This is a genomic window from Francisella sp. SYW-9, from assembly GCF_008711465.1.
GTDB lineage: Bacteria > Pseudomonadota > Gammaproteobacteria > Francisellales > Francisellaceae > Francisella.
Genome location: NZ_VXKQ01000010.1, coordinates 16,444 through 43,135 on the forward strand (window position 1 = coordinate 16,444; position 26,692 = coordinate 43,135).

The window sequence follows — 26,692 nt, forward strand, 5'->3', positions numbered from 1 at the left end:
TTACTAAATGGAGGAAGATGTTATGGTATTAGTAGGAAAAAAAGCTCCTGTATTTAATGCACCAGCTGTACTAGGTGATGGTGAAATAGTAGATAGTTATGATTTTGCAAAAGCTACTCAAGGTAAATATGCTGTAGTAGTTTTTTACCCACTAGATTTTACATTTGTTTGCCCATCTGAGCTAATAGCTTTAGATAAAAGAACAGCTAAGCTAAAAGAACTAGGTGTAGAAGTTGTTTCTGTATCTATTGACTCTCACTTTACACATAATGCTTGGAGAAATACTCCAGTAAATGAAGGTGGTATCGGACCAGTTAAATACACGATGGTTGCAGATATAAATCAAGAAATCGTAAAAGCTTATGATGTTCAATCTGAAGGTGGTATGGCATTTAGAGGTACTTTCTTGATCGATAGAGATGGTGTAGTACGTCATCAAGTAGTAAACGATCTTCCATTAGGTAGAAATATGGATGAAGTAACTAGAATGGTTGAAGCTTTACAATTCCATGAAGAGCATGGTGAAGTATGTCCTGCTGGCTGGAATAAAGGTGATGATGGTATGAAAGCTTCTCCAGAAGGAGTTGCAGAATACTTATCTGGCCATGTTGTAGATCTATAATTTAAGCTATTCTCAATAAAGTATTATTCTCTTTAATTCTCTATTTTTTTAAGCTGCGTAAATGAAAAGACTTTTCTTAATCTTTATAGGTTTGTTTTCGCTTACTTATAATATTTATGCTGCTAGTAATAATATAAATACTCAACAAGAATTAGCTAATGCTAATAAAAATCAAGCTAATCAAAAAAATAACTTCGCTATTGATGATGTTGAAGAGTATGAAGGTGAATCTATCTCGTCAGGTAGCACATTTGATATTGGTAAATCATTACTAAAAGTTACTCATTTAAATAAAGTTAAACCACCATTTTTTGATGGTATAGATAATAATGTAATATTTTCACAAGCGTTACTTAATACACAACAAGAGACTGCAGATGGGTTATTTATATTAGAATCTCGTCAGAATGGACTTTTAAAAGATAACTATTTATATTTGGGTGGAATGGGTTCTTTTACGCCTGTATGGGGTAGAGATTCACAGAGCAACTTATCTTCAAACTCTGTCAATAATTATGCCTTAGAATACTATGTATTAAGCACTTTGGGTGAGTGGACTTCTGTCTATGCTTCATTAAACACCTATACAACAAATGGTCAATGGAATGTAACTCCTGGTAATATATTTTTTATATTAGGTAATCTTGATAAATTCCCTATATATTCATATGCTGGTTTATCTACAGTTAACTTTGGTAATTTTAACGAAACAACCAACTTTTTACCTACATTAACAAGGCTATATTTTATGCAGTCTGGAGGTAATGTTAATGTTTCTTATAATCAACATGGATTACAGGCAAATTTTGTTTTTTTAGGATCTTCACGTAATAATAATTTATTGCAGGTGGCGAATGCTTATAATGGTAATACAAATTTAGGCTATTCAGTAAACCTAAAATACACTAAAGATTTAGATAAAGTTGGAGACTATTGGTATGCTGGCGCAGCATATTCAAATGTATCTGGCTTTACAAATCAAAATAATGATAATGTCGGTGTGGTAGATTTTAACTTTGGTATGAATATTAATAAGTTTGAATTTATTAATGAATTTGTATTTACTGACAAAGGTGTAAGCAAAACTACAGATCTTTCAGTAAGCTTTAATCTAAGAGAATCATTTTCTGCCTCAATATTTCCAGGGTTACAATCTAAAGACTTTCTAACTAGTGGTGGACGAGTATATTCTTGGTCATCACAGCTAGACTATACTTTTAATTTATATAATAAAGATTTTGTACCTTATATTAGTTATTCTCAGATCCAACAAGCATCTGATAATTATTCAGCAATGGTAAATACAGGGTTTAGGTATAATGCATTTTCAGATGCTTGGGTAGGCTTTAGTTATGGATATAATAGAGGTAAAGCAAAAGACTTTTCTCAACAGGACAATATATTAGCTCTATATATGAGGATATTTATTTAAAATAAATTATTGTTAATTTTATGTTAAACTACTATCGTTATTAAGAGATATAGGAACTAACATGCAATCTTTACCACAATGCCCTAAATGCCAATCTGAATATGTTTATCAAGATGGGGAATTATTAATTTGTCCAGAATGTGGTTACGAATGGCAGCTAAATGAGATTGATAATGATAGTTTAACTGTAAAAGATGCTAATGGTAATTTACTAGAAGATGGTGATACAGTTACTGTAATAAAAGATTTAAAGCTAAAAGGATCATCACAAGTTATAAAAGTAGGTACTAAAGTTAAAAATATTCGTTTAGTAGAAGGTGATCATGATATAGATTGTAAGGTTGATGGTTTTGGAGCTATGAAGTTAAAATCTCAATTTGTTAAAAAAGTATAATTAATAATTATGAAGCTTGAGAAAGTTTTATTTTTAATATTATTAGTTGCTATTTTAAATTTGTGTTATGCATATATTGTAAATGATAATGGTAAGACTATTAATGTTTCAAATAAACAAGCTAATTTAATTGATGATATTGAAATGCAAGAAGGAGAGGCTTTAAGCCATAGCCAGATCATTAATATTATCAAAACAACTAGTGGCTCGTGCTTAAAATAAACATTTACCTATGTTTAAAAGAATATTTACTTTAATTAATATCTTCTTAGTTGTGACTATATTTAATATAGCTATGGCAGATGGTGTATCTCAGAGTAGTGATAGCTCTGAAGATCAAAGTAGTAAATATTCTCCTAATTTTATGAGACAGCTAGAGTCTAATGCTTTTAGAAGAGTTTTTCCAAATGAGGATTTCATAGATAACATAACACCTTTGAGTTATAAACAGCAAGAAAAAGAGCAAGAGAAAATTGCCAAACAAGCGATACAAGATTTAGCAGTAAAAGAGGGTGAAGCTCTCTCAGATAGTGAAAAAAGAGCAGTTGCAAAAAAGAGTATTGATAATAAAATTAACGAAGCTTTAAACTATAATGCGATAAAAACATCTTTTTTTAATGGCTTTAGAGTTAGTGAGACTTTCTCTCATGCGATGCTGAACGTACAGCAGGATACGGGTGATCCTTTATTCATGCTCCAGGCAAGACAACAAGGTATTTTAGATGATGATTATATATACTTTGGAGCCAAACTAGCATTACTTGATTGGTTTAGGCTAAATAAAGTGCCTCAAGGAGGAGAAAATAAAGAATTTTCATATGCTATAAATGCTTATGCAGCTTCGACAATTTCATCATGGTTTAGTGCATTACTTGGTTTTACACTTTATCAAGATCATGGTGATGGATTTAATGTTACACCAAATACAATATATCTGATTGTCGGTAATTTATCAGAGAGTCCATTTTTTGGCTATGTTGCAAACTCAACAGTTATGTTTGGTAACTTTGATATTGTTTCTAACTATGTTCCAACATTAACGCGCACATACTTTATGCAAGCTGGTGGAAATATCAACTTTTCGTATCACACCCCAGACTTGCATTTAAATGCTGTAATACTAGATGCTAATCCAAGTAACTACTTTGGTGCAACAAACGCAGGTAGTAAAAGTGGTGTTGGATTTAGTTTGAATGCTAAATATATTTATCAGATGGATAAGGTTGGTGATTATCAATTTTTTGGTGCAGCATATTCAAATGTGTCTGGTTTTCAAACTCGAAATGGAAATAATGTAGGGTCTTTTGATTTAAACTATGGTCTGGCAATTTCAGATATAAACTTTGAGGCGGAGGCTTTAATTACGGACAATGGTGTTGGTGGGATAAATAATTCTTCATCTGTTAGTCCTCAAAATATCGCAGGAGTGCCATTTTTTGGATCAATAAGGCCCAGTGCTAATTTAATATATGATGGCTTTTTAGGGTCTGGAGGGGTGGTTGCATCATGGTCAACTCAAGCCAGTTATACCGCAACAATTTTTAATAAGAGGCTTATTCCATATATTGATTACTCACATATCTTGCAAAATGCACAAAACTATTCTTATCAATATGGAGCAGGTGTTAGATATAATATTTTTTATGGCTCTTGGTTAGGGCTTGATTATACGAGTATTAATTCACGTAGTACACATCTTAATGAGAAACAAAATTATCTTTCTTTAAACTATACATTATATTTATAGTGATCTATTGCTATAATTATCCGCATAGATTTTCTCTGAGTATAAAATATTAATGTCTAGACAAGTTTTTATAGATACCGAAACAACAGGTTTTGATTATAAGATAGGTAATAGAATTATAGAGTTTGGTGCAGTTGAAGTTATTGATAGAAGAATAACTGGTAACACATTACATTTTTATTGTAATCCAAATTATGAGGTAGAGGCTGGAGCACTAACTATTCATGGTTTGACTAATGATTTCTTATCAGATAAACCTCTTTTTGAAGAAAAAGCAGGCGAGATGATAGAGTTTTTAAAAGATGCTGAAGTTATTATTCATAATGCAGCTTTTGACGTGCCATTTATAAACTGGGAACTTGGACTTCTAAAAGATAATAAATATGGAACTTTAGAAAATCATGTTGCAAAAATTATTGATAGTCTAGATATTGCTAGGAAAAAACATCCTCTGCAGAAAAATAATCTTGATGCTTTATGTAAAAGATATCAGATAAGAAATGATCACCGTACATTTCATGGAGCTTTACTAGATAGTGAGTTGTTAGCAGATGTCTATCTTGCAATGACTGGTGGACAAACTAACTTAACATTACAAACAGCAAAAACAGCGAGTAAGAATAATATTGAAATAGATCTTAGTAAACTAAATTTACGTAAGGCAGATGAGACTGTACAAGATATAAGTAGGCATCAAGAATATTTAAAAAATGTCTTAAAACTACAAGAAGATAGTATATGGTAGAAAAGGTAATTTTCTTAGAAGCTAAAGAAAGTGAATTAGTATCTGCAGGTAAGGATTTTTTTGGTAGAGATTTATTTTTAGAGCATGCTACATATAAAGCATGGCTTACTCTTAAAGAGGCTGCTAAAATAGATCAAGTAGAGCTATTTATAGTATCTGGTTTTAGAAGCTATGAATATCAGCAGAAAATTATTGATAGGAAGTTAGCTAATGGACAAACTCTTGAGCAAATTACTAAAGTAAATGCTTTGCCTGGTCAAAGTGAGCATCATACTGGTAGGGCCATAGATTTGACTACAGCTGATGAGAAGGAGGTCTTAACAGAAGAGTTTGAAAAGACAAAAGCTTTTAAGTGGTTAACAAAGAATGCTTCTAAATTTGGTTTTAAAATGAGCTTTCCACCTAAAAATAAATATGGATTTATTTATGAGCCCTGGCATTGGTGTTATCAAAATGAAGAAAATTAAAAAGTTATTATTTTTATCATGCGCTTTATTAGCTTTAGGTAGTTGTAGTAGTGTATCTAAAGATGTTAAAAAAGATAAAACAGACGTTGAATTTGCATCGAATAATTATCCTTGGATATTCGGTTCAGTACGTAAAGACATTATTCAATCTAATTTAGAACAAGCTATTAAGCAAAATAATAATATAGGAAATGCTAAGCAATTAAAAACATTAAACGAACTTGAAGCTGGGAGGCTTTTACAACTTGATGGTCGCTATCATAATTCAATAAAATCATATAATGATGCTATAGTAACCATACCAACAAATAAAAAAGAATTTATCAAAAAAACTAAGTCTATATTGTTAGGCAAAGATACTTATAGTTATTATAATATTAAGTCAGCATATAATATTCCTGATTATGAAATAACTTTTTTATATACCTATCAAGCATTAAATTATTTAAAGACTAATAATGTTAAAGAGGCTTTGAACTCTTTAAATAGCTTAGATAATGCTGCCATGTGGTATAACCAGCAACAAGTACTTACTTATGAAATGAAGAAAATTGCGAAGAAAAGTTTAAAAGAGGATGATTTTACAGATAAGGAGCTTCGTGGTGAGAGCTTTAAAACATTAAAGACAATGGCAAGCTTTTCAAATAGAATTCCTAATTCATATGGTAATCCTATGAGTTATTATTTTAAAGCTATTTTAGAATCTGCAGTTTCTAAAAACTATAAGAAAGCAGTTGATGATCTAGCTAAAGCTCAAAGTTACACTGTCGGTAATAGATATCTTGATCAAACTAAAAATGAATACCAAGCAGCAATTGCAAGTCAGACTTCACCATTTCCTATGGGAATGGGTAGAGTCGTTGTTTTCTATGAGCAAGGACTAGTTAATGTAAGAAGAACTGAAATAGTACCTTTAGACTTAGAAGATGCAGGTATTAAAAAGATAGATTTTCCAATTTATAAAACTAATTATAATTTCTTTGGACCTAAAAAAGTAACAATCTCTGATGGAGATAGGCAACTAGTTAATACTCAAACACAGACACTTTTAGATGGTACACTTTTTGCTGTTAAATCTTTGGTAGAAGAGTATCCTAGAATAATTACACAAAATGTTGTAATTGAAGTTGTTAAACATGAAATTGATAAAGGCTTTGCTTTAGGAGGGTTACTTGGAAGTTATGGGAAATTCAATCTTTCAAATACTGATCCTAAAAGAGCAGATTTAAGAAGTTGGCTATTGATACCAAATAGTGTTGATTTATTTGAAGATGAGCTTGATAGTGGTAATTATACAATTCAAGTAAATAATATTCGTCAAAAAATAGATATTAGACAGGGTAAAACAACATTATTATGGATTGTTGATATTGGAAAGTTTAAGAAAGTCTATTATTTTATTTTTTAGCTAAAATATAAGGCAATTTGTAAGTTTACGAGATATAATCTTACATTAAATTTTTTTATTAAAATCTATAAGTCTAAAATTGTTAAGTAAATTTATTTGTCTAAGAAAATCAAGCTCTATCCTAGGTTTATCATCGGCCTTAACTATAGGATTATTTACGGCATATCAAGTTATCTTTGATCCACAAAATATTTATGGGCTATTTGCAGCTTTAGGCTGTTTTATAGCAACACTCCATCAAGTTTCAATACGTGATCATAATATTAAGTTTAAGCTAGTTGCTGGAGTAATATTCTCGATACTTATTAGCTTAGCCGCAGCAATAGGTAGCTTTTATTCTTCTAATTTGATTGTAAGCTCTATTATTTTATTAATTTTTTCGTTTGTAATAGGGTATACCGCAAAATCTGACTTAGTATTTTCTTTAGGAACACTTTTTGTTGCTGATATGTATGTGATTGGTACAGGTTTTAGCTTTAATATTCTAGACTCTACTATAATGGGAGTTTTGACTTTTGTTGGAGCTATGTTATTTATACTAGTATTTGTTTTTCTAACTAAGAAGACAAAAATACTAGATAGAAATAATAATATACAAAGATCAATTAAAGTTATTCTTGATCTAGAATCAACACTATATGCGATAAGTCTTTCATTAGGTTTAATCATAGGTAATTTTATTTCAATATATTTTAATATTGAGATAGGTTACTGGATACCAATGACTGTGTTATTAATATTTAAGCCTGATATCATTCGATCTTCAAAAGCTATAAAGCATAGATTGATAGGTACTTTAATAGGTTCATTCTTTGCTATACCTTTAGCTATTTATTTGTTTAATCCATATATTATTTGGCTAGTTTTAATTGTATCTACATTTTTTACAATTTGTTGTTTTATAAAACATTATGGTAGTTATGTATTATTTTTAACAATATTTGTGGCAATGCTTTTAAAACTAGCACATATGTCAGGATATGATATTAGTGTTTCTAGATTAATATATACCATAATAGGGATAGTGATTGTTGCTATAATAATAATTGCTTCTAGATATTTGAAATTAATATTTACTAAGAATTAAATATAGAAATATTTATTTTAAGTAATCAAAAACTACTTCACCAAACCCTAAAGTGACATCAGCTATAAAGTGAGATCCTTTGATAATTTCTTTAACTGGCAAGTGATGAAGAGCTGCTTGAACATGATTAAATACTTGTAGCTCAACAGGTCCAGTCCAAGCTCCTTTAACTGTAACATCTTTTACATGATATTTCACAAGCTCACAAACACTTACATCTTTACCATTTACATGAGGAATAGTCTTAAGCAGGAAGTTTGGAGTTTCTTCTAGAGCTTTTTTAACAGTTTGTTTATCGAGCTCTTCATATTTATAACCCATAGTACCAAAAGCCACATCTACACTATTATATTTGACAGTACCTAATAGAGTGTCTGAATCTACAGTTAGAGTAGGGTGTGCATATTTTTTTGGAAAGCCCCAAATTTCTCGACCAGCAGCTATAGATGGCAAATTATCTAATAGCATAATATGTGAGTATAAACCTTTTTTACCATCAAGCTCTACTTCAATAAGCTGACCAGCTTCATTGAAACTACCAAAACCATTTGCATCGTGCATTTTCATAAATTCAAACTTTACAAGACCTGTTGGTTGAAGTGGTTCAGGGACATATTTTTTTAAAGTTTCAATATCCGCTAGATAATCAATAATAAAATATTCTCTATTAGTAAATTTGTAAGCAATTCTGTTTGCAGTTGGTGAAACTAAAGGCATTGAAAAAACATTTTTCTTTACATCAGCTATTTTCATTTTTAATTTCCAAACATGTATATTGTTAATTTACATTATAGTATGAAAATATCTTGATTGGTAATAACAAGTAATAGTTTATTTGATTTTAAAGTATCAATAAGTTTTTATGTTATGTATACTAATTTGGTAAAACTGCAAAAAAATAGTTTCACATGAACCAAAAGACTATATCTTTTCTAAAGATTTCGTATGGAAATATACTAGAGTGGTATGATTTCTCATTATATATTTACTTTGCGACATTTATATCGACTAATTTTTTTCCTACAGAAAATCATCAGTTATCTTTACTACTAACTTTTGCAGTTTTCTTTATTGGGACTGTTATAAGGCCTTTAGGTGCTTTAATTATGGGATATTTAGCTGATATATTTAGTTATGCATATGTTGTAAATGCATGTACTGTTGCCATGGGTATATCAACAGTATTAATAGGTTTAATACCAAATTATTCTAGTATAGGAATTTTAGCTCCTATTTTATTAATTATATTAAGAGTGATACAAGGCTTATCTGTAGGTGGGCAATTTCCGACGCTTATAACATTAGGAGTTACTAATTCAAAGAAAAGTGCGGGCTTATCTGTGGGTATTATATTTGCAATATCTTCAGCTGGATTTTTATTGGCCTCTATAATAGGTACTCTTTCTGAAGTTATCTTTGCTAATCATCATCAGTTGATTTGGCGAGTTCCTTTTATATTAAGTGGCTTACTCTTTGCGATTTACATATATATAAATAGAAATGAAAATTATACTGAGCAACCACCAAAACAAAAGCGACAAACAAAATTGGTAGTAGCATTATGTAAACAGTATAAGCAAATAATAATAGTTTCATTAATAACATGTATGTGCGCTTCATTATATTATATGGTTTTTACATACCTTGTTAACTATCAAATTGAGTATCAACATATACCAGAGAGTAGAGCCTTATTTTTAAATAGTATAGTATTATTTTTTGCATGTATTTTTTATCCAGTATTTGGATATCTCTCAGATAAATATGGCCATATAAAAGTATTTTATTTAGCATTAATAGCTTTAGTTTTATTATTTTACCCATTGATTATGTTAATAGCAGTTAACAACTTTATGATAAGTTTTTTAGCGATTTTGATATTTTGTATTATTATGGCTGCTATCCAAGGTGCAGTATCTCCTTTTTTTGCATTAGTTTTTGATAATGAATGGCGAGCTACTGGATGTGCTATTAGTTATAGTATTGGTAATGGAATAAGTGGAGCAGCTCCATTATTAGCTGGTATATTTACAGCTAAATATGGCATCTCTGGATTAGCTCTATATACGCTAATTTTAGTTATAGCTGGAACTATAGGATCATTAGGAATTTATAAAACTATGAGAAATGCTTAGCTTTATAAAGTTATTCGGTAATAAAACCTATATTGTAAGAGCTAGTTTTTATATACTATTTAAAAAGCCGTAGATATTTTAAATAAAACATCTTATGAATAAAACTCAAATAGAAATTTTAAATTCTTTAGATGATCAAAAATATGTTAGTGGTCAAGATATTGCAGATAATTTAGGTATATCTAGGGCTGCTATATCAAAAAATATAAAAGCACTAAAAGATAACTATCAGATAGATATCTTTTCTAATTCAAAGGTAGGTTATATACTAGATGAAAAGCTTGATCTAATTAAGCTAGATGAACTTAAGAAAGTTTTTAAAAATGTAAACTACTTTTATTCCATAGACTCCACTTCAAAATATGCTATTAAGAATCAAAATAGTTTCCAAGATAATGCAGTTGTTATTTCAGAGCATCAAACAGGTGGTTTTGGTAGATTTAATAGAAAATGGGTGTCGCCATTTGGCAAAAATATTTATTGTACATTATTTGAGATAGTTAATCTGGATATATCTAAGTTAAATGGTCTATCGCTAGCAATAGCCATAAGTATAGCTAAGGTCTTAAATAGGTTGGATTTAAATGCTAAGCTAAAATGGCCAAATGATATCTATATTAATGATAAGAAAATAGGTGGAGTAATAATAAATATTTCGGCGGAAATGAATGATAGAGCTAAGCTTTTTATAGGTTTTGGTTTAAATGTGAATATGCGAAATAATCAAGATATTACAAAGAACTGGACTTCAATAAAATTAGAATCTAATCGACATGCTAATAGGACAAATTTACTTATACAAATAGTAAATGTTATAAGAGAAGATTTAATAATGTTTACTAAAAAGGGTTTTTCTTCTTTTAAGACAGATTATGAGAATTTAAATTACTTAAAAGATAAAGAGTTTACTCTAGTATTAGCAGATAAGAAATTTACTAACTGCAAATATAAGAGCTTATCTGATATAGGTGAAATAATAATTGAAAATAATACTAGTTCTTATTCATTTTCCTCAGGAGATATCAGTATCTTAGATAGTTCTATAAAATCTGAATAATTAGCATTTTGATTTATTTTTGCGCTGCATTTATATCCTGATAATTTTTCTATAGTTTCTATCTGTTCATCTATAAAACTAGTATTTTGGTTATTACAGTTAGCTATCCAAGATGCTAGTTTGACATTGTGTCTTTTTAGTTCATTAATAGTTAGTAAGGTATGATTAATACAACCGACTTTTATTGATGTAACTAATATCACAGTTATTTGTAGAGTTTTTATTAGATCAAGTTGAGTTATTTGGTTAGAGTATGGTGTTAGTAATCCTCCAGCTCCTTCAACCATGAGTATTTCTAAGTCTTTAGTATATTTACTCTTAATAAATGATTCTAAATTTTCTAAGGATATATTTGCATTAAATTTTGCTGCTGCTATATGAGGAGCTATAGCTTCTTTAAAAGATATTAGATTTATCTCATCAGGTGAGAATTTATATTTATATGCTTCTACGATACTCTTAACATCTTCACAAAGATCTGATTTTTTACTTTTACCTGATGCTACTGGTTTTAAGCACAGAGATTTAATATTTTGTAATTCATAAGCCTTAATTAAATTAGTTGAGACATATGTTTTACCAACTTCTGTATCTGTCCCTATAATAAAGATTTTTTTCATGATTTTATTCCTTAAAGCAAATAAATAAACCAACATGATAGCTAAGACTAAATTGATTTTGATTTGAGTATAATTGTTTTATTTTTTTATAATCATAGTTAATCTTGTTGCCTGTATAAGTATTTACACCAGTAGACTTTAAATGCCCAATGACTTCTTTAAAATTATTGAAGCTTTTGTTTATATAGAAGTTATTATCGTATAAACAAGTTAGGTTAGAGTTATTAATAAATTTTAGAGTTGCTGATTTACTATGCATTCTATTTATGCGAAGAATATCTTTTAGTTGATGAAAATTGTTATCTAAAATTGTACTAAAAGCTAAAATAGAATTATTATTTAGTTTATTTGATATATTTTTTATTAAATGTTCAAAATGCTGACTCCATTGAAATGACATATTCGAAAATACTAAATCATAATCATTGCCAACTATATTTAAATCTTTGTCGAAGTTAAGTTTATATGTATTTAGGTTTTTTATATTTTTAGAGTTTTGTGGTGGAGCAATATCTCCAATATCAATTTTATTAGGATTAAATGTTTTATTTAATTCTAAAGGTTCATTAAGATCGCGAACCCCTAAGTTTAGTATTTTATCTATATGATTATAATTTAGTAATTTTGAGTATCTTAATGTTTCAGCTAAAAGCATCTGCCTAACTTTATTCTGGATACTACTTTTTTGTGTATACTGGCTTGCATTAGAGAAGTTTATTTCGACTTTATTATATAAATCCATAATTTACCTCCTTAGAGATAATTTCTAAAGCTTCTTGAATTTGGTCTGATGTGTTATTTGAGTGTAATGAAAACCTAAGAAGAGCTTGGCTTCTAGGAACTGTTGGATACCTAAAACATGCAACTAATATATTCTTAGAATAAAGTTTATTTTTTAAACTTATTGCTAAATTATTGTCCTTTATTAAAATGCTTTTAATAGGGGATATATCATCTGATAATAACTCTAGCTTTTTTTCTTTACATAATTGATTAAATAGATCAATATTCGTATAAAGAGCTATTCTTTGATTATCTGCGGATTTTAAGTTTTCTAATTGTAAAATAGAAGTTTTTAGTATTAATGGGGGGAGAGCAGTTGTATAAATATAGTTTCTAGCAAATTGGATTAGGTATTCAGCAATTATATCTGTAGTACAGACCATAGCACCAACTCCACCGAAAGCTTTACCTAAAGGAAATATACTGATAGGACAATCTGTGTATCTAAGTTTATATTTATCTATAGAGCCTTTACCATTTTTCCCTAGAGCACCAAAACTATGTGCCTCATCAACTATTAATTTGCCTTTAGCTGTAGTAGATATTTCATCTAGCTGACTAACTGTTCCATAAGTGCTAAAAACTCCTTCTGTAGTTATATAACTTTTATCATCATAAATACTTTTAAAATGAGCTAGGTTTTGATGTTTGTATCTTCTTAGTTTTGCTTGTGATAATTTGATACCATCTATAATGGAAGCATGAATATATTTGTCAGCAAAGATTATTTGACTTTTATCAAATAAAGTTGAATAAATAGCTAGATTTGCCATAAATCCTGAACTAAAAAATATAGCTCTAGGATAGTTAACGAATTTTGCAAAAGTAGTTTCAAATTCTTGGGTTTCATCAGTATAGCCACAAACAATATTAGATCCTTTACTACCAAAGCCATATTTATCAAAACCATCGATTAAACATTGTTTTAGATTAATAGAATTAGATAAATTTAAGTAGTCACTGCTAGTAAAATCTGTAGTAGATTTTTCTTTATGAACATCACTAATAGCTAACTCTCTTAATAAGTTATCTTTTTGATACTGAATATACTTATTTTCTAGATTTAGCATGATTTTTGATTAAGCTGTTAATCCTAATTTTGATAATAGATAATTATCTGAGTTTACAGTAGCATTATTCTCAGTTAGAAGCTTGTTACCATAAAAAATAGAGTTAATACCAGCAAGAAAACACAAAGTTTGAGTTTCTATAGACATATTTTCTCTACCTGCAGATAGTCTAAGTCTAGCTTCAGGGAAAAGAATTCTAGTTGTTGCTATAAACCTTACAAGCTCTATACTATCAATTTGTGCTTCTGAGAATTTATCTCCTAGAGGAGTTCCTTTTACAGGTATCAAAGTATTGATAGGGATACTTTTGGGAGGTGATGGTAATTCTAATAATTCCAATAATAAACTAAGTCTATCATCTAGGGATTCTCCCATTCCTAATATACCACCACAACAGACATTGATATCTGCATTAGCTATATTTCTTATAGTATCTATTCTTTCCTCAAATTTTCTAGTTGAAATTATTTCAGGATAGTATCTTCTTGAAGTATCTAAATTATGGTTATAATAGTCTAGACCTGCATCTTTTAGTTTTGTTGCTTCTTCAGGGTTTATACTACCTAGAGTTACACATGTTTCTAATCCTAGTTTTTTTACTTCAGATATAATATCTGTAACTTTATCTAAATCTTTTTTAGGAATATTTTTCCAAGCGGCTCCCATGCAAAATCTCTTTGAACCACTAGCTTTAGCTTGTTTTGCTTCTTCTAAAATATTATCTAGATCTAGAAGTTTATGTTTTTGTATCTTTGTATTATAATGCCCACTTTGAGGGCAGTATTTACAATCTTCAGGACAAGTTCCTGTTTTTATACTTTTTAATGAGCATAGCTCTATATCATTATTAAAATTTTTCTTATGGACTTCTAGAGCACTAAATATTAATTCTGTAAGAGGTGTATCATATATTGCTTTGACTTGTTCTAAATTCATGTTTATATGTTAGATAACTTTAGGTTGTAAATTATTGTATATCTTGTATATAATTTATGTCAACCAAAAAATACATAAATAGTTTACAATGAAGTATAGCACAAATATATGGCACCCTTGTACGCAAATGAAAGACTTTGAACAAGTTCCTCCTTTAAGTATAAATAAAACAGAAGGTAGTTATATATATACGCAAGATAACAGAAAGCTTTTTGATGCTATATCTAGCTGGTGGTGTAAATCATTAGGACATAGACATCCATATATCGTAGATAGATTAAAGAATCAGCTTGATAAGTTTGAACACACAATTTTTGCTAATACAACAAATGATGAGGTTGAACGTTTTAGTAATAGAATATGTAAATTAACATCGATGGATAAAACATTATATGCTGCTGATGGTTCATGTGCTGTTGAAATTGCTTTAAAAATGACGATACATTTACGCCAACTTAAAAATCAAACTTCTAAAACTAAGTTTGTTTGTCTTGAAAACTCTTATCATGGTGAAACTTTAGCAACTATGAGTGTTAGTGATTGTGGCTTATATTCAAAGCCATATGAAACATTGCTATTTGATAGTTTAATTATAAAAGATCTACCATATGTTAGTGGTAAAACAGATCCTCTATGGGAGGATGCAAAATATCATTGGGATAAAACAGAGGAATTTTTAGAAGAAAATAAACAAAGTATAAATGCACTAATAGTTGAGCCTCTATGTCAAGCAGCTGGAGGTATGTTGTTGTATAGTAAAGACTATCTCAATAGGTTATGTAGCTGGTGTAAGCAAAATGATGTTTATATTATTTTTGATGAAATTATGACGGGTGTTGGAAGGTTAGGTAAATTATTTGCTTTAGATTATCTCGATATTTCTCCTGATTTTTTATGTATATCGAAAGGTGTTACATCTGGAGTGATACCTTTTAGTGTTACTCTGACAAAAAATCAGTATTATGATATGTTTTATAAAGATAAAATGTCTGAAGCATTTTTACACTCACATACTCATAGCGGCAATATTCTTGGTGTAGTAGCAGCAAATAGTGTTTTAGATATTTTTGAACAGGAAAGTATATTAAATAATGTAACTGAGCTAGAAACTATAATGCATAATTGTTTTTTAGAGATACAACAAGAAATTTCTATTTTAAAGAATATTAGAAATCTAGGAGGTGTGATTGCTGTGGATTTAGATATAGATAAATATAGGTTTGGTTTTGATGTTTATAAAGAATCTATTAAATTAGGTGCTTTATTAAGGCCTCTAGGAAATACACTTTATTGGCTACCTCCTTTAAATTCAAGTTTAGATGATATTATTCATTTAAAACAAGTTACAAAGAGGGCAATTATAAATGCTCTTGAAAAGCTTAAGTTATAAATAGTACTTTTAGGTATTTTCTTTCAAAAGTTATAAACTAACAAAGTCTGCTGAGGTAGAAATAATCATTATATAAGAAATAGTGTCAGCTATGATTTGTCAATTAAAAATGCAGAATTAGATTATGCAGTATAATTAGAAGTTTTACAATTTTATATTTCTTAATTTAAATCTAATTAAATCTTCTCTTAATATTGTTGTATAGCAGCTTTTATGATTTATTTATTAGTATGTTTTAAAAAGTCATAATTTTTTATTTTATCTAAGATAGCAAATAAGATCTATTTAACTTTAAGAAATGATAATTGTAAAAAATTAAGTAATAAACTTAAAATTAAAAGGAATTATATAATGAATTTAAAAAAAGTTACACTACTAGCTACTGGTTTGATTAGTATATCAATGGGTTTTTCTGCGGATAATGTTGCTGTAAAAAAAGATAGCTCTATATCTAATGGCAAACTTATATTTGCTGCGACTTTGATTAGGCATGGAGACAGAACTCCATATATGCCAATTAAAAATCCTCAATATAGCTATTCATGGAAAGGCGGTAATGGCGAATTAACACCTCTTGGAATGAGAGAAGAGTATAAACTTGGAAAGCATATAAGACAACTTTATATGGATAAATATCATCTTTTACCAAAAACGTACTCTAATGGAACAATTATATCTTTAGCAGGACAAGAAAATAGATTAGTCGTTAGTACTCAATCATTTTTATATGGACTATATCCTCTTGGGACAGGTCCAAAACTAGATTCAGGCTTACCTGCATTGCCAGGGGCATTAAATCTGATTCCTATATTTACTTTGCCAAATGCTCCAGTATTTGATATTGGATCTGGAAAAGAGTCTCAAGTATTTAATAAACTTGCAGAAAAAGAAGTTCACACACAAGCTGTATGGAAAAAATATAATGGTGAAATAACTAATAAACAGTTAGACAAATGGTCAAAAATTGCAGGATATAAAATAACAAATCTTTCTGATGCAGGTGGATTTTTTGATGATTTACATGTTCGTACTATTTATAATGTTCCTTTTCCTAAAGGCATCAGTATGAAAACTTATGATAAGTATTATCCATTAAGTAACTGGGCAGGTTTATATGAACTTGGTCCAAAAAATATTGGTGATTTACTCGGATCACCATTCTTAGGTAACTTAAATAAATATTTGTCATCAAAAATCAATGATCAGAATACGAATCTTAAGTACGTTGTTTATGGTGGTCATGATACTACTATAGCAATAGTGATGAGTGCTCTTGGTGATCCTATATATAAAAACCCTCATTATGCGTCATATATGAATTTTGAGTTATTTAAAGTCAACAATGATTATAGAGTTAATATAACTTATAATGGTAAAGACATTAAGATTCCAGCATGCGATAATAAGAGTTATTGTAGCTATGATAAGTTTAATAAACTAGTTAATAATGCTTTAGCTCAAAGAAATAAAATGCTTAGTAAATAATAAGAATTCATCAAGAAATAAAATCAATAACAATTTTCTTAATTTCAGACTCTTCATAAAAATGTTTAGAGTTTTTTTAAGATTTTAAGTATTCTGAAGTAACTAAACAAAGAGATGTAAGACTTCATAGCTATGTAAAAGATGGTTAGCCAGACTATTTTTTATTATAAAAATATTCTCTATCTGCTATATATATTGTTTTAGTAGCTTTAGCATAGATATTTTTCTCTAGATCTTGATAACATACAGGTAAACTAATTACAGATTTATTTTTAATTTGTACATCTCTTTTGATATTGGCTATAGTATCTTCAGATAATAAAAATTGAGCATATACATGATCAGTAATTGGCTTAAGATAATCGATACTTGCTGATAAATCCCATACAACATAGTCATCACCAAGAATCCTACATAACTGAATAGGATATATTGGATCTAATGAAGAATATATTGCGCCACCGAAACCTGTACCATGATAGTTTTTAGTATTTTCATTTAAGTTAAATCTCAGATGAACTTCAAGAAAATCATTAGATACAAATAAAATTTCGCCGCCAGTTGCTACAAAAGCGGGTAAATCATTGAATCTTTTTATAAGTTGCTCTGATTGATTACCTGATTTTTTATCTGTTTTAAAAACTGGATTCATATCTAATTTATTTTTATCTTTTATTAATAAACTCTATAGTCTTATCTAAAGCTATTTTAGCATTTAGCAGTGGACTAATACCAATTATAGTCATAAAGCCATGATACATCTCATCATCATAATGAGTTTCAACTAAAGTTCCTTGTTCTTTAAGTTTTTTCTCATAGGCATAGACTCCATCAATTAAAATGTCATGAGTAGCCGATACGATTAATGTATCTGGTTGCTTTGTTGCTTCATAAAATAAAGGAGAAATCTTTGGCTCTCTTAATTTTTTAGGTTGAGATAATATTTTATCACCAAGATAAGCTTTAAGCATCATTTCACACCATTCTGTAGTTAGGTGATATTTATATTTATCAAATTTTTGATTACTTTCATATTTTGTATACATATCAACTGCAGGATAAAATAGGATTTGAGCTTTAGGCATGTTTTGTTGGCGTTCATGACAAATTATAGTTACAAGATTTCCTCCTGCACTATCTCCCATTACAAAGATGTTTTTAGGATCAATGTTAAAGTTGTTAATATTTTGATACAACCAATCATAAGCAAATAATGCATGATCAACGGCAGTAGGGTACTTATGTTCAGGAGCTAAACCATACGCAAGTGAGAAAATATCAAAATTTCCTTGATCACAAAGGTAGCGACATACATGATCATAAGTATCTATTGAATTTAGGCACCATCCTCCGCCATGAATAAAAAATACAGCTTTGCCATTAGGTTTTTTAGATTTATAATGTCTTAGTACAGTATTATTCTCTAGTTTAATATCTTCTTCGAGAATATCAGGGCGAGGAATTCTTTTAATTTGACTAATAGATAAGCTTTTAAAAATTTCACGCTGCTCTTTTAAGTCTAATTTTTTTATTCTTCGAACTTCTGGAGTATCTAATATTGCTTCTAAACTTGGATGATATGGCATATTATTCCCTTATTAAATTTTATGTATTCTTATAATTTCAATATTTAATTTTTCTAATTTTTTTGAAAGCTCTCTAGTTGCTCTATCTAAGGATTTTAAGTCACTATCTTTTGTTAACCCTAATATTGATGGCTTACGAGAGTGACCAATTAGCGCTTTTAAACCTAATATATTTTTTATTTTAACAATATTCTCTAATAAATAATTAGCAGTATCTGCTTTTTTACCAAAACCAAAACCAACATCAAAGAATATATTATCTTTTTGAACACCATAATTTAGTAAAATATTTTTTTTCTGCTCAATATACTGACAAACCTTCTCTATAGCATTACTTTTATCTAAATATTGGTCTCTATTTATTATCCCTAAATTGTGGGTTATGACATATTTTTTATTGTATTTTGCAATTAGCTTTGCTTTTTGTTCAATATCACTACATTCAACATCATTTATCATCCATATAATATCATGATGTTTTTCTAAGATCATTTGAATTACTGCTAATTTACGTGTATCAATACTTATTAACGGTTTATACTTTAGATCTGTAGCAGTAGCTTTAATATCTTCTAGAATTATATCCAGCTTTTCAAACTCTTCATCTATCGATATAGGTTTAGCATTAGGCTTAGTTGATTCAGCTCCAATGTCTATAATTTCAGCACCATTATCAATAAGTTTATATAAGTTAGATTTACGTTTTGTATCGTCATAGAGGCCATCTGAAAAAGATTGATCTGATAAATTTACAATACCCATATGCATAGTATTTGAGAGGGTTTGTTTTAGCTTTTCTATGTTACCAAGCTCTTTTAATCTTAGAGTTAAGTCTATATCAACTTTTTTAGGGTGATGCCAAGCTTTAGATAGCTCCAATAGTGGAGCTAAAGCAAAATTACGATTGAGTAATTCTTTATGAGGAATTGAAAGATTATCAGCTTCTAAAATTAAATCTTCTGCTGCCAAGATATCTAAGTCGATTATTCTTGGTGACCAAACAGGAGCATTTTGATCTCTTCCAATATTCTTCTCAATATTCTTTAAAACAATCAAGAGTTCATTTGGATCTAATGAGGAGCTGATTTTTACAGCAGTATTTATAAAGTTAATATCCCAATCTTTAGGAGCTCCTTCTTTAAGTAGTGCTTTGCTACTATATAAGCTCGCTTTTCTTATAACTTTTATTTCCTCATGTGAATCTAAGGCTTGTATAGCTAGATGTATATTCTCAAGGGTAAATCCTATATTTGTGCCAATCCCTATAATATATTGCATATATTAGTTCCTAATAATAAAGCTAGCTGCTTTTATCTGTGACATAGGAGGAGCTTTTATAAGTTTTAAATACCTTAGTTTTACATTAGTATAATTTTTTTGAATAAATAAGAATATTTGCTTTGCTAAATATTCAATAAGATTACAGCTAATATCATCACAGAAGTTCTGGATATTGTTTCTTAGAGTATAGTAGCAAATAGTTTCTTCTAAATTATCAGTATCACTAGCAGAATAGTTCTGGTCAAATTCTAGCTCTATATCTAATTTAATCATTTGCTTGTGAGCTCTTTCCTCATCAGAACAGCCTAAATTAACATAAACTTCTAATCCATTTAAAAATAAAGATTGTTGCATTTTATTAAGAGATGTTAAGTATTAAATTTTAATTTAATATATCATATTAGCAATTACTTAGATAATCAATTGCTTAAAAATGAGTCAGCTTAGAAATTTTTTAGAAAATATAAGAAGTTATAATAAGGATAAGTACATTTTCTTTGCAAATGAAAAATACTCATATAAAGAAATTTTAGAAAAATCTTATGATTTAGCAAGATTACTTGAATCTTATAAGTATAGAAAAATATTTTCTAATTTAAAAAACTCACCGCTATCAATTAGTTTATATATAGCTAGTTGGATAGCCGATATAGATCTTTTTGTACCAATTAACCCTCGATTAGTTGATTCAGAGCTTGAAGGAATATTAGAAGATAATTCACTATTTATAACAGATAAATTATCTCATTTAGAGTCAGATAGATTGAAAATACTTTATGTTAAAGATCATATGGTTTTTTTAAAAAGCTTAGCTAAAACACAAGATTATAAAATATTTGCAAGAGCTATAACTGCACATGTAAGTTCAGGAACTACAGGATTTTATCAAAAGCATCAGCATGATATTAATCAAATTATAAAATATGCACAAAATAGAGTTAATGATTTAGGTCTTCAATCTAATGATCATTTATTAGTAGCTTTATCAATAAATCATGCATTTGCTTTTTCATACCAGATTTTACCAGCTTTAGCTATGGGGTTAGATATTACTGTTATTTCAGAATTTGATTCTAAATTAATTGCTAAAATTATTAATAAATCTAATATAACAGCTTTAGCATTACTACCAACGATGTATCATTTCTTAATCAAAGAGAATGTTACTAAAAACCACAATTTACGTTATTTAAGTGTCGCAGGAGATGTAGTATCAGAATCTTTAAATAATTTAGTTAAACAAAAGTTAGGTATATCATTATTAAATGGGATTGGTATGACAGAAGTTTTTGGCTATGGTCAAAATATAAATGCTAAAAGCTCTAATAGTATAAAGATTTTCTTAGATACTAAGGTGAAGATAGATAAATTCGCAAATAATAACTATGGTAAGATTTTTATTAAAAATAATACTACTCCTCTAAATAGTCTAAATGAGTGGTTAGAAACAGGAGATATTGGAAGCTTTGACAGCAAAAAACATGAACTTACTTTTTATGGTAGATATAAAGATATTATTATAAAAGGTGGTTCAAATATATCACCAATTGAATTGGAAAACTCTATTTTAAAGATACCTAGAATTAAAGGCTGTGTAGTTGTTGGAAAATACGATAGAATATGGGGAGAAAATATTTGGGCATTTTTAGTTACTGATAATAAATATTCTCTAGGCTCTATAAATAAGGAGCTTACTAAATATGTATCTGAATATAAAAAACTAGATGGGGTTGTATATCTTGATGAGATCCCTATGACAGTAACAGGTAAAATAGATAGAAAAAAGTTAAAAGAATTGATAAATAATGAGCTCTAAAACATTTCCCCAGTTTGCTATATTTGAAGATACTTTGATAAATGAGAAAAACTATTATTTTTATAATCCTATTAAAGAGATTATAGCTTATGATAAAGATTCTTTAGATCTAGCTTTTTGTGAGCTAGAGATGCTTCAACAGCAGGGACTATATTTAGCTGGTTATATTAGTTATGAAGCAAGTTATTATATCAAGGATGAGCTTAAGGATTTACGCTTATTTAATGATGAAAAAAACCTCCTTCACTTTGTAGCATTTAAAGATCTTAGTTATGATGTTCCGAATTTTTCTTGTAGAGAAGCTTCTATAGACTTAATGCTAGATAATCTTAGTTTAGATGATTATTTGCTTGATTTTGGGAAAGTTCAACAAGCACTTATTAATGGTGAAAGCTATCAGATTAATCTGACTAAAAATATTCACGCAGATTCTAAATTTAGTAGCTTAGGGTTATATGAGAGATTAAAACAAACACAACTTGTCAAATATGCGGCATATTTACCTTTTTTAAAACCAGATATAATCTCTATTTCGCCAGAGCTATTTTTTAAAAAAGAAAACAATAATATAATTGTAAAGCCTATGAAAGGAACTGCTAGACTTAGTGGTGATGAGCAGGAAGATCTAAAAGCTTTTCAAGAGCTAGAGTCTTGTGATAAGAATAAAGCAGAAAATTTAATAATAGTAGATTTATTAAGAAATGATTTATCAGCAATAGCAGATACTCATACTGTTAGAGTAGATAAGCTTTTTTCGATAGAAAAGTATAAAAATCTTCTACAGATGACCTCGCAAATATCTGCCAATGTAGACAAACAGATATCATTTAGAAAAATTCTAGATAATTTATTTCCTTGCGGTTCTATAACAGGGGCTCCTAAAAGAAGAACTATGGAATTAATAGCCCAAATAGAAAGACAAAAGCGGGGTGTCTATACCGGTAGTATTGGTTATATTTTACCTAATAATGATATGTGCTTTAACGTTGCTATTCGGACTATTCAAAAGTATCAAGACAATATGCAAATAGGAGTAGGGGGTGGTATAACTGTATACTCGGATGCAGAATCTGAATGGCATGAAATGGATACAAAAATAGGATTTATTAGAAGAATCTATAAGCCAAACTTTTCTTTGGTTGAAAGTCTTTATTATCATCATGATTTTAGCCATTTAGATTTACATTTAGAGCGTCTTGAAAGTTCTACTAGAAGATTGTTTTTTGATATAGATATAAAATATATTAAAAACCAATTAGAAATTTATTCTAAGAAACTAGAGAAAAATAAAGAATATAAAATACGTCTTGAATATAATTATGACAAGTCTTTTATTATTGAGCATAATCATATCGACACAGGTGTCACAAAACCTATTAAACTAATAATTTGTCCAGAAAAAATAGACTCTAAGAATAAGTTGTTTCAATACAAGACAACTCATAGTTCCACACGTGGTTTTTATACTCAAATGCATGATAAGTATATTGCTATAGAAACAGGTTGTGAGCTGATATTTTTAAATGAAAAAAATTGTATTACAGAGACTAGATTTCATAATATAGTGATAGAAAAAAACAAACAGTTATATACACCAAAATTAGATGATGGCGTCTTGGATGGAGTAGCTAGAAGATCAATGATAATTGAAAAAAAACTAGAGCCTAAACATTTAACTATAGATGATTTAAAATCAGCAGATAAAATATATCTTATTAATAGTGTTAGAGGTTTGATACCTGCATACTTAGAGGTCTAAAATGGTTTTATATATTGATCATTACGATTCGTTTACTAATATTATAGTTGATTATATAACCTATCTTGGGCATAAGGTATGTATCAAAAAAACAGATCAAGAAATAGATGATATTACACAATATAGCCATATTGTGATTGGTCCAGGTCCAGGACATCCTAATGAGTTAAAAGATAAATACTCAATTATTGAGTACTGTGAGCAAAATAATATACCTTTACTAGGAATATGCTTAGGCCATCAATTAATAGCTCAATATTATGGCTCTAATATAATAAAAGCAAAACAAATATATCATGGGAGGCTTTCTAGAATTTCTCAAATAAAAGAGTCTAAGCTATATAAGAATCTTGCCGATAACTTTGATGTTACACGTTATCATTCGTTAATAGTTGATAAAATTAGAGATCCGTTAGTGATGCTAGCTATGACAAGAGATAACGAAATTATGGCCTTTGAACATAAACAAGCAAAAATCTATGGAGTTCAATACCATCCAGAAGCATATTTAACAGAAAATGGTTTAGAGACTTTAAAGAATTTTTTAGAGATTTAAACTTTCTCCTTATTTAAAAATGTTATTCCAATAATAGTTAATAATATAAAAATCACACTTATTAGAGCTGTAAAATTAATAGAAAATATAATTACAAATCCACCAAATACGCATACTAAAGCATTTCCTAACATTGATAAAGACGTGCGTAGACCTAAAATTTCTCCCTGCTTATTATCCGGAGCAATATTTGAAAGCATAACTAATTGTAAATTATTAGCTGTACCAAATGCTAATCCTAAGAGAACAAATTGTAATACAACTAAATAAAGGTTATTAGAGATTAATAAAAAGTATCCTATAATCATAATACTAAACATTAGATATAAACTCTTTTTTAGTGAAAATCTTTTATTCAAAAATGATGGAAGATACAATACACTGATTGAAAGACTTATACTATATACAGCTGTTAGTATTGCAATAGTCATAGATTTCATATTCCAATTATTAGCAAGTATTACTGGGTAAAACTCATAATAAGTTAGAATTGACAATGATAAAAAAGTACAACTGAATAGCAATACCTTTATAGAATTATCATCAACAACTTTTGATAAATTTCTAATAACTCTAAATTCATCTAATAGATTTATTTTTTCAAAAGTTATTTTTGGAATATTTTCTGTAAGCCTATATTTAACTAATACCATTAGTATAATTGACACTAAAGATGCAAAAAGAAAAGGAGTCGCATAGTTAAACCAATATATTATATTATGATTACATAATAAAGCACCAATTATAGGACCAAGAACATAAGCTAAAGAAGCTGTTGCGGACAATTTTCCAAGATCTTTCTGCTTATTTTCTGTGATATCAACAATAAATGCTTGGGCTACAACATAGTTAGCTTCAAATGCACCTGTAATAAGTCTAGTTATAATTAATAACAACACGCTTCCTATAGATATAGCAATAAAAGATAAAAAATATCCAATTGCTGAAAAGATAAGTGTATTTATCAAAATTTTTTTACGACCATATCTATCTGATAGTCTTCCTATAATTGGTGCCCCTATAAACTGTCCTAAAGGATAAGCTGCAAGAGTAAAGCCTAGACCTATATTTAATATCTCTTGGGATGAGTGAGAAAATAAACTATGATTATTAATAAAATATGGAGCAAAAATAGCATATGGCATTGATGTACCAACAACACTAAAAAATATTATAAATAATAAAAAATATATTTGATTGTTCGTTTTATTACTCATTTTAAAAAGGAATTGGATATTTTTTTCTTACTTCTTCTATACCTGCTAATACTTCTTGTGATAGCTCAAGATTAATAGCGCTAATATTTGTTTTTAATTGTTCCATTGATGTAGCTCCAATTATACTAGAACTCATATACGGTTTACGAATTGTAAATGCGATTGCCATTTGACATATATCTAAGTTATGTTTTTTAGCTAGATGAATGTAACTATTTATAACTTTATCTTTTACATCTAGTCTATAAGCTAGCATATCTTTTAAATTTTGATTAGAAAGGAATCTATCTGACATGCGTGAATCACTAGGGCGTTTATTATTTAGATATTTCCCTGATAATACTCCCATATTTAGAGGGGACCATGTTAGATATGAAATATTCTCAAGAGCACATATCTCCATAATATCAGTTTCATCTCTACGGCGTAGTAAATTATATTCATTTTGAAGACTTTGAATTCGTGGTAAATTGTATTTTTCAGAAAGGTTTAAAAATTGACTTATTCCCCAAGCTGAATCATTTGATATTCCAATATGTTTAATTTTACCAGCTTTAATAAGCTCATCACATGTTTGTAGAATCTCTAGAATATTTTCAATAATTTCAGGTTTATTAGAATTATCTTTAGTAGGCTCATAATTCCACCATAAATTAAAATGATAATGAGGTCTATTTGTAGGCCAATGAAATTGATATAAGTCGATATAATCTGTCTGTAGACGCCTTAAGCTATTATCAACAGCTTGAATAATATTGACTTTATTTGTTTCTGGATTAACTTCATTTCTAATATACGATACCGGAGAGAATTTAGTTGCAAGTATAATATCATCTCTTTTTTTATATTTTGAAAACCAATTACCAATTATTTCTTCTGTTTTACCATAAGTTTCTGGAGTTCTAGGAAAAGCATACATTTCTGCAGTATCCCAAAAGTTTACACCTTGTGATAAAGCATAGTTCATTTGCTCAAAACCTTCTGACTCAGTATTTTGCTGTCCCCAAGTCATAGTGCCAAGGCATATCCTACTTATATCAATATCTGTTTTCCCTAACTTTATATATTTCATACTTTACAAAAAAAAGTGAATTTTAAA

Annotated in this window: 27 protein-coding genes; 16 read left to right on the forward strand and 11 right to left on the reverse strand. The window is 28.8% G+C overall.

Annotated elements, in window-relative coordinates:
- Nucleotides 1-22: 22 nt before the first annotated feature.
- From F3D62_RS06065 to F3D62_RS06110, 9 genes are all read left to right on the forward strand, one after another.
- Complete coding sequence (locus F3D62_RS06065) at nt 23-622, forward strand: peroxiredoxin (protein ID WP_150467477.1); 600 nt, start codon at nt 23-25, stop codon at nt 620-622.
- A 61-nt stretch (nt 623-683) separates the two neighbouring features.
- Entirely contained in the window at nt 684-2,054 is a 1,371-nt protein-coding gene (locus F3D62_RS06070; RefSeq protein ID WP_150467358.1) for a hypothetical protein, read from the forward strand.
- A 61-nt stretch (nt 2,055-2,115) separates the two neighbouring features.
- On the forward strand, nt 2,116-2,448 hold the full coding sequence (locus F3D62_RS06075) for a zinc ribbon domain-containing protein YjdM (protein WP_150467359.1): 333 nt from the start codon (nt 2,116-2,118) through the stop codon (nt 2,446-2,448).
- Nucleotides 2,449-2,457: 9 nt separating this feature from the next.
- The gene (locus F3D62_RS06080; protein WP_150467360.1) at nt 2,458-2,670 is read left to right on the forward strand and encodes a hypothetical protein; all 213 of its coding nucleotides are present in this window, start codon (nt 2,458-2,460) and stop codon (nt 2,668-2,670) included.
- Nucleotides 2,671-2,680: 10 nt separating this feature from the next.
- Nucleotides 2,681-4,195, forward strand: coding sequence for a hypothetical protein (locus F3D62_RS12740; RefSeq protein WP_191092548.1), 1,515 nt, complete (start codon nt 2,681-2,683; stop codon nt 4,193-4,195).
- A gap of 52 nt (nt 4,196-4,247) precedes the next feature.
- Nucleotides 4,248-4,940: a DNA polymerase III subunit epsilon gene (gene dnaQ / locus F3D62_RS06095; protein ID WP_150467361.1), complete on the forward strand. Its 693-nt coding sequence runs from the start codon at nt 4,248-4,250 to the stop codon at nt 4,938-4,940.
- Nucleotides 4,934-5,407 (forward strand): D-alanyl-D-alanine carboxypeptidase family protein, encoded by a 474-nt coding sequence (locus F3D62_RS06100; protein ID WP_150467362.1) that lies wholly within the window; start codon nt 4,934-4,936, stop codon nt 5,405-5,407. The genes dnaQ and F3D62_RS06100 overlap by 7 nt, the downstream gene beginning before the upstream one ends.
- Nucleotides 5,394-6,815, forward strand: coding sequence for a hypothetical protein (locus F3D62_RS06105; protein ID WP_191092549.1), 1,422 nt, complete (start codon nt 5,394-5,396; stop codon nt 6,813-6,815). Before F3D62_RS06100 ends, F3D62_RS06105 begins: the two co-directional genes overlap by 14 nt.
- A 79-nt stretch (nt 6,816-6,894) precedes the next feature.
- Nucleotides 6,895-7,902 carry an FUSC family protein gene (locus F3D62_RS06110; RefSeq protein ID WP_150467364.1) on the forward strand — a complete coding sequence of 336 codons (1,008 nt, stop codon included), beginning with the start codon at nt 6,895-6,897 and terminating at the stop codon, nt 7,900-7,902.
- Nucleotides 7,903-7,914: 12 nt separating this feature from the next.
- Here the strand turns inward: F3D62_RS06110 and F3D62_RS06115 are convergent, their stop codons facing one another.
- Complete coding sequence (locus tag F3D62_RS06115; RefSeq protein ID WP_150467365.1) at nt 7,915-8,655, reverse strand: acetoacetate decarboxylase; 741 nt, start codon at nt 8,653-8,655, stop codon at nt 7,915-7,917.
- A gap of 155 nt (nt 8,656-8,810) precedes the next feature.
- Here F3D62_RS06115 and F3D62_RS06120 point away from each other — a divergent pair, with 155 nt between their 5' ends.
- Nucleotides 8,811-10,037, forward strand: coding sequence for an MFS transporter (locus tag F3D62_RS06120; RefSeq protein WP_150467366.1), 1,227 nt, complete (start codon nt 8,811-8,813; stop codon nt 10,035-10,037).
- A gap of 94 nt (nt 10,038-10,131) precedes the next feature.
- Nucleotides 10,132-11,094 carry a biotin--[acetyl-CoA-carboxylase] ligase gene (locus tag F3D62_RS06125; RefSeq protein ID WP_150467367.1) on the forward strand — a complete coding sequence of 321 codons (963 nt, stop codon included), beginning with the start codon at nt 10,132-10,134 and terminating at the stop codon, nt 11,092-11,094.
- On the opposite strand, the gene bioD is transcribed toward F3D62_RS06125, so the two are convergent.
- Genes bioD through bioB form a run of 4 tightly spaced genes read right to left on the reverse strand, consistent with a single transcriptional unit; the run spans nt 11,037 to nt 14,503 of the window.
- Nucleotides 11,037-11,714 (reverse strand): dethiobiotin synthase, encoded by a 678-nt coding sequence (gene bioD, locus F3D62_RS06130; RefSeq protein ID WP_150467368.1) that lies wholly within the window; start codon nt 11,712-11,714, stop codon nt 11,037-11,039. The genes F3D62_RS06125 and bioD overlap by 58 nt on opposite strands.
- Before the next feature lie 4 nt (nt 11,715-11,718).
- The gene (locus F3D62_RS06135; RefSeq protein WP_150467369.1) at nt 11,719-12,456 is read right to left on the reverse strand and encodes a biotin synthase; all 738 of its coding nucleotides are present in this window, start codon (nt 12,454-12,456) and stop codon (nt 11,719-11,721) included.
- Entirely contained in the window at nt 12,443-13,567 is a 1,125-nt protein-coding gene (locus tag F3D62_RS06140) for an aminotransferase class I/II-fold pyridoxal phosphate-dependent enzyme (RefSeq protein ID WP_150467370.1), read from the reverse strand. Before F3D62_RS06140 ends, F3D62_RS06135 begins: the two co-directional genes overlap by 14 nt.
- A gap of 9 nt (nt 13,568-13,576) precedes the next feature.
- Nucleotides 13,577-14,503 (reverse strand): biotin synthase BioB, encoded by a 927-nt coding sequence (gene bioB / locus F3D62_RS06145; RefSeq protein ID WP_150467371.1) that lies wholly within the window; start codon nt 14,501-14,503, stop codon nt 13,577-13,579.
- Nucleotides 14,504-14,591: 88 nt separating this feature from the next.
- Here bioB and bioA point away from each other — a divergent pair, with 88 nt between their 5' ends.
- Together bioA and F3D62_RS06155 are read left to right on the forward strand one after the other, a co-directional pair.
- Nucleotides 14,592-15,893, forward strand: a complete 1,302-nt coding sequence (gene bioA, locus F3D62_RS06150) for an adenosylmethionine--8-amino-7-oxononanoate transaminase (protein ID WP_150467372.1) — start codon at nt 14,592-14,594, stop codon at nt 15,891-15,893.
- 351 nt (nt 15,894-16,244) lie between these two features.
- Nucleotides 16,245-17,378 (forward strand): histidine-type phosphatase, encoded by a 1,134-nt coding sequence (locus tag F3D62_RS06155; RefSeq protein WP_150467373.1) that lies wholly within the window; start codon nt 16,245-16,247, stop codon nt 17,376-17,378.
- 154 nt (nt 17,379-17,532) lie between these two features.
- Here the strand turns inward: F3D62_RS06155 and F3D62_RS06160 are convergent, their stop codons facing one another.
- From F3D62_RS06160 to F3D62_RS06175, 4 genes are read right to left on the reverse strand one after another with little or no spacing between them, the layout of a single operon-like run.
- Entirely contained in the window at nt 17,533-18,030 is a 498-nt protein-coding gene (locus F3D62_RS06160; protein ID WP_150467374.1) for a PaaI family thioesterase, read from the reverse strand.
- Nucleotides 18,031-18,043: 13 nt separating this feature from the next.
- Complete coding sequence (bioJ, locus tag F3D62_RS06165; RefSeq protein WP_150467375.1) at nt 18,044-18,964, reverse strand: pimeloyl-ACP methyl ester esterase BioJ; 921 nt, start codon at nt 18,962-18,964, stop codon at nt 18,044-18,046.
- Nucleotides 18,965-18,976: 12 nt separating this feature from the next.
- A complete protein-coding gene (gene folP / locus F3D62_RS06170) occupies nt 18,977-20,242 on the reverse strand; it encodes a dihydropteroate synthase (RefSeq protein WP_150467376.1) in 1,266 nt (421 codons plus the stop codon).
- Nucleotides 20,243-20,245: 3 nt separating this feature from the next.
- The gene (locus F3D62_RS06175; RefSeq protein WP_150467377.1) at nt 20,246-20,599 is read right to left on the reverse strand and encodes a dihydroneopterin aldolase; all 354 of its coding nucleotides are present in this window, start codon (nt 20,597-20,599) and stop codon (nt 20,246-20,248) included.
- 79 nt (nt 20,600-20,678) lie between these two features.
- Between F3D62_RS06175 and F3D62_RS06180 the strand changes: the two genes are divergently transcribed.
- Genes F3D62_RS06180 through F3D62_RS06190 form a run of 3 tightly spaced genes read left to right on the forward strand, consistent with a single transcriptional unit; the run spans nt 20,679 to nt 24,376 of the window.
- The gene (locus tag F3D62_RS06180; RefSeq protein ID WP_150467378.1) at nt 20,679-22,061 is read left to right on the forward strand and encodes a class I adenylate-forming enzyme family protein; all 1,383 of its coding nucleotides are present in this window, start codon (nt 20,679-20,681) and stop codon (nt 22,059-22,061) included.
- Nucleotides 22,051-23,820, forward strand: a complete 1,770-nt coding sequence (locus tag F3D62_RS06185) for a bifunctional anthranilate synthase component I family protein/class IV aminotransferase (RefSeq protein ID WP_150467379.1) — start codon at nt 22,051-22,053, stop codon at nt 23,818-23,820. The genes F3D62_RS06180 and F3D62_RS06185 overlap by 11 nt, the downstream gene beginning before the upstream one ends.
- Nucleotide 23,821: 1 nt before the next feature.
- Nucleotides 23,822-24,376, forward strand: coding sequence for an anthranilate synthase component II (locus tag F3D62_RS06190; RefSeq protein WP_150467380.1), 555 nt, complete (start codon nt 23,822-23,824; stop codon nt 24,374-24,376).
- Here the strand turns inward: F3D62_RS06190 and F3D62_RS06195 are convergent.
- Nucleotides 24,373-25,593, reverse strand: coding sequence for an MFS transporter (locus tag F3D62_RS06195; protein WP_150467381.1), 1,221 nt, complete (start codon nt 25,591-25,593; stop codon nt 24,373-24,375). The genes F3D62_RS06190 and F3D62_RS06195 overlap by 4 nt on opposite strands.
- A 1-nt stretch (nt 25,594) precedes the next feature.
- Nucleotides 25,595-26,665: an aldo/keto reductase gene (locus F3D62_RS06200; protein ID WP_150467382.1), complete on the reverse strand. Its 1,071-nt coding sequence runs from the start codon at nt 26,663-26,665 to the stop codon at nt 25,595-25,597.
- Nucleotides 26,666-26,692: the final 27 nt, after the last annotated feature.